Origin of the sequence: Bacillus siamensis (assembly GCF_051628075.1) — a bacterium.
Classification (GTDB): Bacteria; Bacillota; Bacilli; order Bacillales; family Bacillaceae; genus Bacillus; species Bacillus siamensis.
In genome coordinates this window covers 1471292-1485589 of sequence record NZ_CP155579.1, presented here as the reverse complement: position 1 = coordinate 1485589, position 14298 = coordinate 1471292, and the positions used below count along the sequence as shown (strand labels likewise).

Here is a 14298-nt window from a genome sequence, read left to right as displayed (position 1 = left end):
GCAAAGTGACAATTCATGCGAAAACTTTTATACTTTAAGTAAAGGGGGGCTTCACCATGAGCGTTATTCAAGTTAAAGGCAATGTTACATACCCGATTACAATTGATCCGAGTGTCTGGATTTTCGATGACCGCAAGTTTCCGTTTGAAAACAATCAGCCCGTTCACTCAGACGGCTCGGCAGAAACTAAGGAGCATACACTTGATCCGGAACGGGTGATCAGAGAAGGGCGCATTTCGCCGCCGACTTTAAAAAGCGAAAAACGTTTTGAAAAAGAAAGATTAATGAACGGCAGCTTCGCCATGAAGCTCGGTGCTGTCTTAGCAAATGCCGAGCCGAAAGAAAGCGCTGTCCTTTGCGTATTTATTTCAGGATCTGAAAGAACCGAGGTGCCGCTTGAAAAGGCGATGGACGCAATCGCCCATTTCTGTGAGTCAGGGAAGCCTCTTCAAGACGGCGGTCCGGTCCATTTTTACGTGAACGAAAACTTTGAAAAACCGATAACGGGCGTCACAGAAATCGAAGTTCTATAACAAATCGGCCGCAAGCTGTGCAAGGCCGGATCTTTCGCCTTTCATAAGCTTCACGCTGCCGGAGACGGTTTGTCCTTTAAACCGCTCTACGACATAAGCAAGTCCGTTATTCAAACTGTCTAAATATGGGTGATCTATTTGCTCCGGGTCGCCCATCAGGACAATTTTGCTGCCTTCTCCCACCCGTGTCAAAAGCGTCTTGACCTCATGCCTCGTCAAATTCTGAGCCTCATCAATAATAATAAACTGATCCGGAATGCTTCTTCCCCGAATGTATGTCAGCGCCTCGACCTGAATTGATCCGATGCCCGCTAAAATCGCTTCAAGTTCACCCGGCTTTTTCGCATTGAACAAAAATTCAAGATTATCAAAGATCGGCTGCATCCACGGCTTGAGCTTCTCCTCTTTTTCACCCGGCAAATATCCGATATCCTTGCCCACCGGGACGATGGGACGAGCGACGATCAGTTTTTTATAAATACCGAGATCCTCCGTTTGCAGAAGCCCCGCCGCGAGAGCAAGCAAGGTTTTTCCCGTTCCCGCTTTTCCGATCAGGGTGACAAGCGGGATATCTTTTCTCAGCAGGAGTTCAAGCGCCATTGTCTGCTGGACGTTTTTCGGCCTGATGCCCCATACGTGCTCATCATCAAAGACGAGTCTTTTTACGGTCTCCCCTTTCTTATCTGTCATGCCGACCGCAGAAGAAGATCCTCCTAATTCATCTTTCATCAGCACAAATTGATTCGGATAAACCTGATGCTGCTGAAGCTCCTTGACTGAAATTTGTTTGTTTTTATAAAACGAGTCAAACCGCTCTTTATTCATAAATATATCTTTGTACCCACTGTATATCTCATCATGGTCAACGACTCTGTCGTTTAAAAAGTCCTCCGCCAAAAGCCCGATGGCATCCGCCTTTACCCTGACCAGCACATCCTTGCTGACCAGAATGACGGGGCGTCCGTTTTCTTTCGTTTCCTCCTCAAGGCTTAAATTTTTTGCCACCGCCAAAATGCGGTTATCATTTGTTTTTTCGATGAAAATTTCCTGAAGCTGATGAAATGACCGGTGGTTCAGTTCAATTCTGAGCGTTCCTCCGCTTTCAAGCGGAACCTTTTCGTGCAGCCTTCCTTTCTCCCTGAGCCCGTCTATCAGCTTAGATACGTGCCTCGCATTCCTCCCGACCTCGTCCATATACCGCTTTTTTGAATCGACCTCTTCCAGCACGACGGCGGGGATGACAACTTCGTTTTCTTCAAAAGAAAAAATGGCGTTAGGATCCTGCAAAAGTACATTCGTATCTAACACATAAATTTTACTCAAGTCTCAGCCTCCTGAAAAATAAGGATCAAAGCCCAGCGTGTGCTTCTCTTTTCGTGAAAAACGGGGATGCCTGCTAAAATATATGATTTGGTGAATAAAGATAGAAGGTTAATTCAACAATAAAAGAAATGAAAGCATTAAAGGAGGGAATCTGACGTGCGAATTCTTTTCATTATCATACAAGCTTTATTTATTCTGACCGGCTGCACAGCTGTACAGGACAGCCGCGGGCGCAGCAATATCCAAAACGAATCAACCGATCAGGGCGGAGCAAAACCGATTCATGTGAGTGATACAGCTCCTGAGACTGCTGTGAATCCCGGACGGACGGACATTGCAAAGCATCTAGTCGAAGTGACTGAAAAAATCCCAGGCATTACAGACGCAACCGCGGTCGTACTCGGACGATACTCAGTCGTCGGAATCGATGTGGATGACAATTTAGAACGGAGCAAAGTGGAAAGCATTAAATACACCGTAGCCCAAGCATTAAAAAACGATCCTTACGGCGCCAATGCCGTTGTCGTCGCTGATCCCGATACAGTCTCCCGCCTGAGAGGCATGGGCAGCGATATTAAGGCCGGACGTCCGGTTTCAGGCATTTTGGACGAACTCGCCGCAATCGTCGGACGTGTCATGCCGGAAGTTCCGAATGATGTGACCGACAATGAAAAAGAATCACCGACTAAATCGAATGATGACCAGCTGAATCAAAGAGATCAGAACAAGCTGCAAAACGAGCAGAATGATCAATCAGATCATCACATGAATAACCGCCGGTAAAAAGCAGCGCCCGCTACAAAGGAAGGGCGCTGCTTTCTTTCCCTTTGGCAGGCGGGTCATCCATGATATAATGCTTGTCATAGTGAAAGAGGTGAAAAATCAATGAGAGTTAAATGTTCCATTTGCGACAAAATTGAACAAATTGATGATGAAACACTGACAGCCAAACGCCTCCGCAACCGTCCGATTCATACATATATGTGCCAGGAATGCCATGACCGAATCAAAGTCAAAACAGAGGCGCGGCTGAATACCGGACATTTCTCCTTTCATCCAGGGCAAAAAACGAAAAAAGATAAAGTGAAAAAATAAACCAATAAAAAAATGACCCGCCGAAAGGCAGGGTCATTTTTTTATTGCGGTTTAGCTGACTGGCTTTTTTTGGACTGGTGCAGACGGATTTTGTAAATGATCAAAATCAAGGCGGCGACAACAAGCCCTTCTCCGACCGGCAGAAACACACCGAAAAAAGTCAGCACGGTGCAGCCGAGCACGAGAAAGAGATAAACTGCCGCAGCCTTTAAAACCGGCAGCCTTTTGGCAAAGCCGAGTTTAAATACAATCACCGAGAGCACGACGATCGTTCCGTATAACAGCCACATTCCCGTCAGCGGATGCTCATCCACTTGGTAAAGCGCAGCAAAGAACGACAGCCGTTCACTTACTTCATTCAAAAAGATCCCCTCCCCTTTTCCGTTCGGGTTCTATCTTTTCAAATTCTGCAAGTGATTAAGACATTCCTGCTGTTTTTTTCTTTTTCGCCGCTTTTTCACGTTCGTTTTTGTTCAGGATTTTCTTTCTTAAACGGATGGATTCCGGTGTTACTTCACAGTATTCATCATCGTTTAAGTACTCGAGTGATTCTTCAAGCGACATAATGCGCGCTTTCTTAATCGTAGTCGTTTGATCCTTCGTTGCGGAACGGACGTTTGTCTGCTGTTTCATTTTGCTGACATTGACGACAAGGTCATTGTCACGGTTATGTTCGCCGACAATCATGCCTTCATATACTTCTGTGCCCGGCTCAACGAAGATGACGCCGCGGTCTTCAATACCTTGAATTCCGTAAGATGTCGCTTTTCCATTTTCCATGGAAACGAGCACACCCTGACGGCGGCCTCCGACTTGGCCTTTTTGCATCGGCTGATAGCTGTCAAACGTGTGGTTCAGGATACCGAAACCGCGTGTCAGTGACAGAAACTCAGTAGAATAGCCGATGAGCCCGCGTGAAGGTACGGTAAAGATCAGGCGGACCTGGCCGTTTCCGTTATTAATCATATCGAGCATTTCGCCTTTTCTCGCACCCATTGATTCCATAACAGAACCGGTATGCTCTTCAGGCACGTCAATCTGCACGCGCTCAACAGGCTCGCAGCTTACACCGTCGATTTCCTTAATGATAACTTCAGGTTTAGACACTTGAAGCTCATAGCCTTCGCGGCGCATGTTTTCAATTAAAATAGACAGGTGAAGCTCACCGCGTCCTGAAACAACCCATGCGTCAGGCGATGCCGTCGGTTCGACACGAAGACTGACGTCTGTTTGCAGCTGTGCGTTCAGACGCTCTTCAATTTTACGGGCTGTGACATATTTGCCTTCACGGCCTGCAAACGGGCTGTTGTTTACGACAAATGTCATTTGAAGTGTAGGCTCATCAATACGAAGAACCGGCAGCGGCTCATGGTGGTCAGCCGGACAGACCGTTTCACCGACGTTGATGTCTTCCATACCGGAAACGGCAACAAGGTCTCCCGCTCTCGCTTCTTCAATTTCCACGCGCTTCAATCCTTGGAAACCGAAAATTTTCGTTACACGGAATGATTTGACCGTTCCGTCAAGTTTCATCAATGAAACCTGCTGGCCGACTTTCATCGTGCCGCGGAAAACGCGTCCGATACCGATACGGCCGACATAGTCATTGTAATCAAGAAGCGCCACTTGGAATTGAAGAGGCTCTTCGGCGTTATCAACCGGTGCAGGGACATGTTCAAGAATCGTTTCATACAGTGATTCCATGTTTTCGTCCTGCTTTTTCGGATCAAGACTTGCCGTTCCGTTAATCGCAGAAGCGTAGACGACAGGGAACTCAAGCTGTTCTTCGTTTGCATCCAGCTCGATGAACAGATCAAGCACTTCATCGATAACTTCTTCCGGGCGGGCGAAATCACGGTCGATTTTGTTTACGACGACAACCGGATTTAAGTTCTGCTCAAGGGCTTTCTTCAGTACGAAACGGGTTTGCGGCATGCAGCCTTCATATGCGTCAACGACTAACAGAACGCCGTCAACCATTTTCATAATCCGTTCAACCTCTCCGCCGAAGTCGGCGTGTCCCGGAGTGTCCAAAATATTAATGCGTGTATCTTTATAGTTAATCGCAGTATTTTTCGCGAGAATTGTAATACCGCGTTCACGTTCAAGATCGTTTGAATCCATTGCGCGTTCGGCAATATTTTCGTTGGCACGGAAGGTTCCGGCTTGGTGAAGCAATTGGTCTACCAAAGTCGTTTTCCCATGGTCAACGTGGGCAATAATCGCGATATTGCGAAGATCGTTTCGAAGTTTCACATTTTCATCTCCTAAAAAAATTAGATAACTTTCATATTATACCACACATCCTCTTTAAAAGCGTCACGTTTTTCTGTAAACTGAAAGTATGACGTTAAAGGGGATGGAAATATGAAAAAATTGAATTGGCTCTTATTATTATTTGCATTCGCAGCAGTCTTCAGCATGATGCTGATCGGCGTATCAATCGCTGAGAAAAGCGCATGGGGTGTCATCGGAAGCATTGTTCTCGTTATCGCCTTGATGGGAAGCGGTTTCACTGTAAAGAAAAAAATGCGCGAACAGGGACTGCTTGATTAAAAGCATGACCCTTTGCAAAATTCCGTAAACATGAAAAGCACAATATTGATGAAGCCTGAATGAAAAATTCAGGCTTTTTTGCACCCTCAAAACCGGCGGGATGTAAGGCTTATCTCCCCCGCCGCCTAGTCAGGAAGCCGGAAACAGCGGCATGCATCCTAGTGACAACAGCAGAGTCCGTCAGAAAAGGCAGCCGGAATTAGTCCGGCATCGTTATGCAGAAAATACCAAACTTCCTATTTCAATTCCATCACTGGCTTTTTATACTTGTGGCTGTAAGCAAATACACATAACAAGGAGAGAACGAAATGAAAACATCTTTTTTGAAGAAAACCGCTGTAACTGCCGCTGCAACCGCTTCAGCCGCCTTGCTTGCATTCAGTCCGCTTGAGTCTGCCGGTGCAAAAACAATTCAGGCAAATGAATCGCCTGTCTTGCAGGCTTTTGCCGAGAAAACACCGGAAGATGCGGCAAAGCTTTTAGACATCATCAGCCAATCCATTTACGAAAAAGACGGCGTCTATTATTTTGACGGTGAAAAAGCGGTTGAATTGGGATTAGATAAAGAAGCCGCACAGACCATTCAAAAGCTGTGGGACAGCTCAACGGAATTTTTAACCGTCCTTTCCCAATGTATCGAGAAAACGGACGGCGAATATACATTTAATAAAGAAAAAGCAGTGGAGCTCGGCTTTACGGAAAAAGAAGCTCTTATCGTTGATCAGCTGTTCACCGCTTTCTCCCAGAGTCTTCATATTCTTCAATCTGCGCTGGTTGAAGAAGACGGCGTGTATACGTTTGATCAGGAGCTGGCTGAAAAAGCAGGTGCAGGTAAAAAAGAAGCAAAGCTGTGTGCCGGATTCTTTAATTCACTGCCGCAGGAATTACTTGAAAGCATTTATACAGCCTTTCACCCGGCTGAGTAAACGAAAAAACGCCCGGTCATTCAGCCGGGCGTTTTTTTAATTCAGCAGTTTAAGCGCAAGCATGATGAGAAATACAGTCCCGAACATACAGGCGGCTTTTGTCAGCAGCCTCCCGTAATATCTTTCCTGAAACCGCCTCTCCTCCTCTTCATAACCGTCTGGCGCCTTCATCTCAGCTTCGCCAAAGTCAAGCGGCTCCTTCATCATATGATATACCCTTTTGCACTCACCGCATGTATCAAGATGGCGGGAAATATACCGCTCTGTTTCTGTTTCGCAATCGCCTTCAATATATAAAGGGAGTAAATCTCTCACTAAACAGCAAGTCATATGTGTCCGTCCTTCCTTTTTTCCGCCAAGTGCTGTTTCAGCTGCATTCTCGCCCTGTATAAGGTGCTCTTCACCTTCGGCAGGCTCCAGCCCAAAATATCAGCAATCTCTTCGTATGACAGCTCTTGAAATTCCCTTAAAATTAAAACGGTCTGCTGATCATTTTTCAGACGCTGAATCTGCCCGGCCAGCGCGTTCTTTGTGTCTGTCCGGTCAACGTAATGCTCCGGCAGTTCATATGTTGTTTGCTGAAGCCCTTCATTCAAGGTGATATCTGAAAATTGGTATTTTCTGTCCCGTCTGTACCAATTGATGAAGGTATGGTGGGCAATTGCATAGAGCCACGTGCGGATAGACGAGTGCCCCTTAAACGACTCAAGCCCGTTAAATGCTTTCATAAATGTATCTTGAGCGAGATCTTTAGCGGTCTCAGCATGATGTGTGCGTCTGTAAAGGTAATACATAATATCTTGATAATGTTCACGGTACAACTGTTCAATTGACATCTTGTTTTTCATTTAAAAATAAAACCACACTGTCATCCAGATTGAGAGCACAATGAAGAAACCATACAGTCCATACGTCAGGCATTTCATATATTTAATTTGGCGGATGTCGCCCGGCGGCGGCTTCATATCATGTTCATTCTGTCGTTTTCTGTTTTCCGCCTCTGCTCCGAATTCCGGTTCATGTTCTTTCATCCATTGAAGCGTGCCGCCTTCAAGTTCCCCTTCCTTATACAGGTCGTATAAATCGAAGAAGACAGCCTTTCTTTCTTTATTGTTCATAAAGGTTCACCGCCTCGTAAGTATCCGCGTTTACTACATATGCGTCATGGCGGTTTGAACCGAACGGCTGAATAATAACAAGCCATGCGTTATATGTTACGCCGTCTTTCACCGCTATGACAGGCTTCACCCGCTTTTTGTAAATGATGCCGTTATATGCCCCTGCCACTCTTTTGAAGGCTGTTTCCCCGTCTCTGTATGTATGCGGGAATGTTTTGGCGCTTACCTGTCCGCAAAATGAGGCCTCTATCATGCCTTCTTCATTCCGGAGCGTAAAAACGGACGTTCCTTCAGGGTTTTCAAAAACGAGGCCGTCTTGCGATTTGTCCATTTGTTTAAGCTTTGAAGTATCCGCGCCCAGCAATGTAAAAAGCCTCTTCTGAAGTTCTTTTTTTGTCAAAACGGTGCTACCGGATGAGATTCTGATTTTCATAAGGCGTCCGGATTCGGCATCAAATATCAGCTCCGCCCCGTTATTCGCTGTTACGGTCACACTGCTGCCGATCAGGCTGTTGATATCTGTATTTGTGATTTCAAATGTCTGATCAGGCATTTGCAGCGTATGAAAGGCGGATTTTGATGCTTTCATTATGTCTTTTTCCGTCATGTGCACCTGCGGCAGCGACTGAAGCTGATAAATAGACGTGTCTTCTGAAAAACCCATGATGGTTTCTTTTTCCCAGTAAAATACAGCACCCGTTTGTTCGTGATGCTTCCCTTGTCTTTTCGGCGCGATCTCCACGACAAACTGTCCGTCTTCTTTTCTCACTGTTGTCTGAATGCCTTGTGTTTTTAGTTTTCGGCCGTGCGCCGACAAGAAATCCAGCGACTTTTTCCGATACTCTTCTTCTGTTAATGTCCGGCCTCTCGGTTTTTTAAGATATTGATAATTTGTAATCATTCGGGAAACCTCGTCCACTTCCGCTTCATAATCTTCCGTTTTAAAGCGGTAAAAGTAATGGAGATCCTGATTGGTTTCTGTCAAATAAATCGGATTCTTAGCAGGAAAAAATGACGTAAGGATCCGTTCCGCCTGGTCTGAAGTAATATGTTCGCCCACATAATCAACAGAATCTTCAGCTATCGGTTTTGAAACCGCAAATGCGGCATCTCCCGCGTTGTACACCGGATTCAAAAAGACGATAAAACCAGCGGCAACGGCCGCCGCAAGAAAGCTTTTCGTCCGCCGTCTGATCCTGTCTGACCGATGAAATAAATGATGGGTCATCAGAAAACCCGCCATTGTTAAATACACCGTAAACGGGAGAAGCCTGCCGTAATCTTTTGATACCCCGGCCGAGGACGGAGAGAGCACCCACACCAATAGCCCGATGACCGCTGCATAAAACACGCCGATAAAAACCGGCCTCGGTTTCCAATACATTTTAAAAAATAAAACATTCATAGAAATCAGAAGGAGTAAAACAACCGCAACGGAACAAAGCGAGGAGACTATATCCTCTGCAGCCATCGTGTCACGATTGCTGTTCCAGAAAGCAAAAAAACTGAAGATCAGCTGAATGACGGGCAGTGTCACCAGAGTGAGATCAAACGTATAAAACATGCCCCTTCCCCTCTGCACCTGCGGCATCAGCATATAGTGAAACGCAGTGAGCAGCACATATCCGTACATTAAGAGATGAACGATCGGAAGAAGCTCTCTTTCTTCCGTTGTCAAATAGTGCGCGCTAAAGTGAGTGCTCTGCACCTGATGAACCAATTCAATCGTTATGCCCGCCAATAATACGGCCCGAAGCATGATCCCGCCATAAAACCAAACTCTTTCAGGGCTGATTTTCGGATGGAAAGTCAGCCCGTATAAAACAGCAAGGCAGACGGCCGACCACTGGATGATCAACACACTCTGTCTGCTCAAAATGAAATATCTGTCGAAGTGCTGAATAAAATGACTGAAAATCTCTGACATCTGTAACAATCCTTTACGTTTATTAAGGCCTCACCCGTTTAGACAACCGGCATTAAAAAAAGTTTTAAAGATCCTAACATTTTTCCCCTATCATTTTCCCCGTCTTCATCTGTCATTTTTTTCAGAAGAAATCGCGTCATTCGACTCATGTCTATTCCGACACGTGCCTCTCGGCTTATCCCCTGACACCGCCTCCCAGGAGCCTGTACGGGACGATTCTATCAATTCAGCTGCGGAGTCTAGTTTTATATTGCAGAATGAGAGATTGCTGGTTTATTATAACAATATAAGTTTTCATTATTTTCAAAAAGGGGGATTTATTGTGGGTTTAGGTAAGAAATTGTCTGTTGCTGTCGCCGCTTCTTTTATGAGTTTAACGATTAGTCTGCCGGGTGTTCAGGCCGCTGAGAATCCTCAGCTTAAAGAAAACATGACAAATTTTGTGCCGAAGCATTCTTTGGTGCAATCTGAATTGCCTTCTGTCAGTGACAAAGCAATCAAGCAATATTTGAAACAAAACGGCAAAGTCTTTAAAGGCAATCCTTCTGAAAGGCTGAAACTGATTGACCAAACGACCGATGATCTCGGCTATAAACACTTCCGTTATGTGCCTGTTGTGAACGGTGTGCCTGTGAAAGACTCTCAAGTCATTATTCACGTTGATAAATCCAACAACGTCTATGCGATTAACGGTGAATTAAACAACGATGCTTCTGCCAAAACGGCAAACAGCAAAAAATTATCTGCAAATCAGGCGCTGAACCATGCTTTTAAAGCAATCGGCAAATCACCTGAAGCCGTTTCTAACGGAAACGTCGCAAACAAAAATAAAGCCGAGCTCAAAGCAGCAGCTACAAAAGACGGAAAATACCGCCTCGCCTATGATGTAACGATCCGCTATATCGAACCGGAACCTGCAAACTGGGAAGTAACCGTTGATGCGGAAACAGGGAAAATCCTGAAAAAGCAAAACAAAGTGGAACATGCGGCTGCAACCGGAACAGGTACGACTCTTAAAGGAAAAACGGTCTCATTAAATATTTCTTCTGAAAGCGGCAAATACGTGCTGCGCGATCTTTCTAAACCTACCGGAACACAAATTATTACGTACGATCTGCAAAACCGCGAGTATAACCTGCCGGGCACACTCGTATCCAGCACCACAAACCAGTTTACAACTTCTTCTCAGCGCGCTGCCGTTGATGCGCATTACAACCTCGGCAAAGTGTATGATTATTTCTATCAGAAGTTCAAACGCAACAGCTACGACAATAGAGGCGGCAAGATCGTATCCTCCGTTCATTACGGCAGCAAATACAATAACGCGGCCTGGATCGGCGACCAAATGATTTACGGAGACGGTGACGGTTCATTCTTCTCGCCTCTTTCCGGTTCAATGGACGTAACGGCCCATGAAATGACACACGGCGTTACACAGGAAACAGCCAACCTGAACTATGAAAATCAGCCGGGCGCTTTAAATGAATCCTTCTCTGATGTATTTGGGTACTTCAACGATACTGAGGACTGGGATATCGGTGAAGATATTACGGTCAGCCAGCCGGCTCTCCGCAGCTTATCAAATCCGACAAAATACGGACAGCCTGACAACTACAAAAATTACAAAAACCTTCCGAACACTGATGCCGGCGACTACGGCGGCGTGCATACAAACAGCGGAATTCCGAACAAAGCCGCTTACAATACGATTACAAAAATCGGCGTGAACAAAGCGGAGCAGATTTACTATCGCGCCCTGACGGTATATCTCACTCCGTCATCAACCTTTAAAGATGCAAAAGCAGCTTTGATTCAATCAGCGCGGGACCTTTACGGCTCTCAGGATGCTGCAAGCGTAGAAGCGGCCTGGAATTCAGTCGGCTTGTAAATAAGAAAAGAGACCGGATGTCCGGTCTCTTTTTTATATCTGATACATTTCACAATGGCTTCACCATGATCATATATGTCTTTTCCCGATCGTCTTTTTCAAGCTTCAGCTGTTCAAAACCGCATTGGCTTAAAAACAGCACCCATTCCTGCCTGTCCAGGGGAACGGCTGCAAACATCGCTTTATGCGCCGCTCTCAGCCGGCCGGCAATTTCTTCAATGACCGCCCGTCCGATTCCTTTCTCTTTTGCCTCTGGAGCGACGGCCACAGTCCCGAGCCACGGTTTTCCGTTTGAGGGCGCCCATTCTAAGTGAAAGCTGACGGCGGCAGGAGCGCCGTCAAGCTCCCATACGAGCCACGTTCCATTGTACATGGAGTATGCAAGCATAAACTCCGCCGCATTTTTTGTTCCGAATTCTTCGGCTCTCCACACCGGGTGTGCCGCCGCCAGCTGCTCCAGAAATTCCAGATCTTCTTCTTCAAACTCCCTATCTGTCAGCATGTAAATAGTCGTCAAAGATGATTTTATGTATCGCCGGATTTCCCGCAAGCACGCTGTGGTTATCTAAAAACGTAAACGGTTCGCCGTCTGTTGTCGTGTAAATGCCGCCGACTTCGTTCAGCAGCACGCAGCCGGCAGCGTAATCCCACGGCGCGAGCCTCATTGTGATGTATGCGTCAATGCGGCCGGCCGCAACACTGGCCAGCTCAAGTGCAGCCGAGCCGTAGGAACGCGTTCCTCTTACCCGTTTTACGAGCGGCGCCAAAATACTCGGGTCGATTCTTCTGTTTTCCGTCACCCATGTGGCATTGATTGCAATAATCGCTTCTTCAATGGAAACCTCTTTTAAAGGCTCAAGCGGCGTGTCGTTCAGATATGCCCCTTTTCCGCTGAATGCATGATACAGCTCGTCCTGCATCACATCATAAATTAAGCCGATTTTGCCTTTTCCGTCTTCAAAAATACCGATGGAGATTGCGAAATGCCGCTTTTGATGGACAAAATTCATCGTCCCGTCAATCGGATCAATGATCCAGACGATTCCGTCAAGGGAGCGGAGTTTATCTCCCTGCCCTTCTTCGCCGAGGATGCGGTGTCCGGGAAAAGTTCCCTGTATACGGTCAATGAAAAAGCGTTCCGTCTCTTTATCCATATTTGTGACTAAATCATTCGGATTTGATTTTGTTTCAATCGTCAAGCTTTCCTGCATGGATTGTCTGATTCTCGTTCCGGCTTCTTTTACCCATTGTTTTGCGATATCATCAATTTCCGTCCAATTTGTCATACCGTGTACCTCTTTTCTATGTATAGCTTACTCTATAGCATACTGATAAAAACGATTAAAAAGCAAGGAAAATGAAAAAAATGCCTTCTCACGTAAAAACGAACCATTTCCTGCGGTTCGTTTTTACTATTCTTTATCCGTTAAGACGAATCCATTCTTTTCTGAGACGTTCCAGTTTTCTTTTACTGAGATCGATTTGATCTTCATTCTCTTTTTGCATGGCCTCATAAAGGGTTGCCAATTCATAATCAACCTCTAGTCTCCAGACAGCTACACGGTTATTTTTTTCCTCCCTGAATCCTTCCTTCACCACTTGCCTCATTGTCTTTCGCCCCTTCCAGAGATCATTTGTTAAAAAAGCATCCCATTTTCCAATTCATTAATGATACTTCTTATATCCTATGGAAACTTATATTCGGCTGTAACAACATTCTTAAAATTGTGTGTTTACCTATTCATTTTTTACCACCACTCCCCTCCGCTCAAACGTTCTCAATGTTTTTGCGGCCGGCAGGGGCTGTGGTAAAATATGAATACTTACGATAAGGAGGAAAAAGATGACTCAGATGCGTTTTACAAAAGAAGACTTTGACACATTTACAATAGAAGGATTAGATCCGCGCATGGAGGTGTTAAAAGAACAAGTGCGTCCGAAGCTGACTCTTTTAGGAGAACATTTCGCACCGACATTGTCGGCATTGACCGGAGATGAAATGTTCCCGCATGTCGCCAAACACGCGAGAAGATCTGTCAACCCGCCGGCTGACAGCTGGGTTGCCTTCGCAAACAGCAAACGCGGCTATAAGAAGCTCCCCCACTTTCAGATCGGATTATGGGACACTCATATGTTTGTATGGTTTGCCATCATTTATGAGTCTCCGATAAAAGAGGAATACGGCAGATTGCTGGAAGCAAAGCAGGATGAAATCACAAAACAGATTCCCGGTCATTTCGTATGGTCGCCGGATCACACGAAGCCTGGTGCGTACAAGCAGTCGGAGATGGATCAGGAGCAGCTGAAAACATTATTTGAACGTCTGCAGACCGTGAAAAAAGCAGAGCTTTTGTGCGGCATCCAGCTGCAGAAAGAAGACGTGATCAACATGAACAACAATGAATTCCTGCAAACCATTGAAGATACTTTTAAGAAGCTTTCCTTTTTATACACACTGACTCAGAAAGTCTCATAACATAAAAGCGGGCCGGTTTCCGGCTCGCTTTGTTTACATTTTGATAACCGCTTGATCTGATTGTTTCGCCTCTTTCACAGTCCGATACGGGGAATAGGTGCTGTCCGCTTCAAATTGGCTGCAGATTTTCTTTTCCTCCGCCTTTCCGGGAACGATTTCTTTAAAGCGGCGGTACGCATCCAGAAGTCTGTTGCGGTCAGCTCCTTTTTCATAGGCGTTTTCCACCTGCTGAAAAAACGCGATGACATCCACGGCCTCCTCTGTCGTCCAGTCTTCATTCATCGGATATTGATATTCCAAATGTCTTCACTCCTTTATAATCATGCTCAAAATAAGCATCTTCCATAGATCATAAATTGTTCTTTACTTTCTTTCAAGTTCATAATATAATTCATTTGTTTTACGTTTAAAAAACGGGTAATCATACTGAATGTAATACAAACTAATCCGTAGGTA

Annotated in this window: 18 protein-coding genes; 7 read left to right on the top strand and 11 right to left on the bottom strand. The window is 45.6% G+C overall.

Features of this window, described 5'->3' with window-relative positions; translation table 11 throughout:
- Nucleotides 1–56: 56 nt before the first annotated feature.
- Nucleotides 57–533 (top strand): peptidyl-prolyl cis-trans isomerase, encoded by a 477-nt coding sequence (locus tag ABDB98_RS07645; protein WP_438421858.1) that lies wholly within the window; start codon nt 57–59, stop codon nt 531–533.
- On the opposite strand, the gene ABDB98_RS07640 is transcribed toward ABDB98_RS07645, so the two are convergent.
- Nucleotides 528–1856 (bottom strand): PhoH family protein, encoded by a 1329-nt coding sequence (locus ABDB98_RS07640; protein WP_438421857.1) that lies wholly within the window; start codon nt 1854–1856, stop codon nt 528–530. The two genes, ABDB98_RS07645 and ABDB98_RS07640, sit on opposite strands and share 6 nt — an antisense overlap.
- A gap of 156 nt (nt 1857–2012) precedes the next feature.
- Between ABDB98_RS07640 and ABDB98_RS07635 the strand changes: the two genes are divergently transcribed.
- Both ABDB98_RS07635 and ABDB98_RS07630 read left to right on the top strand, forming a co-directional pair.
- Nucleotides 2013–2639, top strand: coding sequence for a YhcN/YlaJ family sporulation lipoprotein (locus ABDB98_RS07635; RefSeq protein ID WP_269775145.1), 627 nt, complete (start codon nt 2013–2015; stop codon nt 2637–2639).
- A 102-nt stretch (nt 2640–2741) separates the two neighbouring features.
- Nucleotides 2742–2951, top strand: a complete 210-nt coding sequence (locus ABDB98_RS07630; protein ID WP_016936243.1) for a YlaI family protein — start codon at nt 2742–2744, stop codon at nt 2949–2951.
- 41 nt (nt 2952–2992) lie between these two features.
- On the opposite strand, the gene ABDB98_RS07625 is transcribed toward ABDB98_RS07630, so the two are convergent.
- A complete protein-coding gene (locus ABDB98_RS07625) occupies nt 2993–3313 on the bottom strand; it encodes a YlaH-like family protein (RefSeq protein WP_015239793.1) in 321 nt (106 codons plus the stop codon).
- Between the two features lie 55 nt (nt 3314–3368).
- Nucleotides 3369–5207, bottom strand: coding sequence for a translational GTPase TypA (gene typA, locus ABDB98_RS07620; RefSeq protein ID WP_016936244.1), 1839 nt, complete (start codon nt 5205–5207; stop codon nt 3369–3371).
- Between the two features lie 111 nt (nt 5208–5318).
- Between typA and ABDB98_RS07615 the strand changes: the two genes are divergently transcribed.
- Nucleotides 5319–5507 carry a YlaF family protein gene (locus ABDB98_RS07615; RefSeq protein ID WP_438421855.1) on the top strand — a complete coding sequence of 63 codons (189 nt, stop codon included), beginning with the start codon at nt 5319–5321 and terminating at the stop codon, nt 5505–5507.
- A 308-nt stretch (nt 5508–5815) separates the two neighbouring features.
- Complete coding sequence (locus ABDB98_RS07610; protein WP_438421854.1) at nt 5816–6433, top strand: hypothetical protein; 618 nt, start codon at nt 5816–5818, stop codon at nt 6431–6433.
- 36 nt (nt 6434–6469) lie between these two features.
- On the opposite strand, the gene ABDB98_RS07605 is transcribed toward ABDB98_RS07610, so the two are convergent.
- The 4 genes from ABDB98_RS07605 to ABDB98_RS07590 are packed head-to-tail and all read right to left on the bottom strand — an operon-like array spanning nt 6470 to nt 9478.
- The gene (locus ABDB98_RS07605) at nt 6470–6763 is read right to left on the bottom strand and encodes an anti-sigma factor family protein (RefSeq protein ID WP_438421853.1); all 294 of its coding nucleotides are present in this window, start codon (nt 6761–6763) and stop codon (nt 6470–6472) included.
- The gene (locus ABDB98_RS07600; RefSeq protein ID WP_049628411.1) at nt 6760–7281 is read right to left on the bottom strand and encodes a sigma-70 family RNA polymerase sigma factor; all 522 of its coding nucleotides are present in this window, start codon (nt 7279–7281) and stop codon (nt 6760–6762) included. The genes ABDB98_RS07605 and ABDB98_RS07600 overlap by 4 nt, the downstream gene beginning before the upstream one ends.
- Nucleotides 7282–7551 carry a hypothetical protein gene (locus ABDB98_RS07595; RefSeq protein WP_016936249.1) on the bottom strand — a complete coding sequence of 90 codons (270 nt, stop codon included), beginning with the start codon at nt 7549–7551 and terminating at the stop codon, nt 7282–7284.
- Entirely contained in the window at nt 7541–9478 is a 1938-nt protein-coding gene (locus ABDB98_RS07590; RefSeq protein ID WP_438421852.1) for a hypothetical protein, read from the bottom strand. Before ABDB98_RS07590 ends, ABDB98_RS07595 begins: the two co-directional genes overlap by 11 nt.
- Nucleotides 9479–9800: 322 nt before the next feature.
- On the opposite strand from ABDB98_RS07590, the gene ABDB98_RS07585 reads away from it, so the two are divergent.
- Nucleotides 9801–11366: a M4 family metallopeptidase gene (locus tag ABDB98_RS07585; protein WP_438421851.1), complete on the top strand. Its 1566-nt coding sequence runs from the start codon at nt 9801–9803 to the stop codon at nt 11364–11366.
- 49 nt (nt 11367–11415) lie between these two features.
- On the opposite strand, the gene ABDB98_RS07580 is transcribed toward ABDB98_RS07585, so the two are convergent.
- From ABDB98_RS07580 to ABDB98_RS07570, 3 genes are all read right to left on the bottom strand, one after another.
- Nucleotides 11416–11868 carry a GNAT family N-acetyltransferase gene (locus tag ABDB98_RS07580; protein WP_060962873.1) on the bottom strand — a complete coding sequence of 151 codons (453 nt, stop codon included), beginning with the start codon at nt 11866–11868 and terminating at the stop codon, nt 11416–11418.
- A complete protein-coding gene (suhB, locus tag ABDB98_RS07575) occupies nt 11855–12652 on the bottom strand; it encodes an inositol-1-monophosphatase (RefSeq protein WP_438421849.1) in 798 nt (265 codons plus the stop codon). The genes ABDB98_RS07580 and suhB overlap by 14 nt, the downstream gene beginning before the upstream one ends.
- A gap of 133 nt (nt 12653–12785) precedes the next feature.
- On the bottom strand, nt 12786–12974 hold the full coding sequence (locus ABDB98_RS07570; protein ID WP_003154513.1) for a hypothetical protein: 189 nt from the start codon (nt 12972–12974) through the stop codon (nt 12786–12788).
- 235 nt (nt 12975–13209) lie between these two features.
- Here ABDB98_RS07570 and ABDB98_RS07565 point away from each other — a divergent pair, with 235 nt between their 5' ends.
- On the top strand, nt 13210–13842 hold the full coding sequence (locus tag ABDB98_RS07565) for a YktB family protein (protein ID WP_060962875.1): 633 nt from the start codon (nt 13210–13212) through the stop codon (nt 13840–13842).
- Nucleotides 13843–13875: 33 nt separating this feature from the next.
- Here ABDB98_RS07565 and ABDB98_RS07560 read toward each other — a convergent pair whose 3' ends face one another.
- On the bottom strand, nt 13876–14142 hold the full coding sequence (locus ABDB98_RS07560) for a UPF0223 family protein (RefSeq protein ID WP_060962876.1): 267 nt from the start codon (nt 14140–14142) through the stop codon (nt 13876–13878).
- Between the last annotated feature and the right edge of the window lie 156 nt (nt 14143–14298).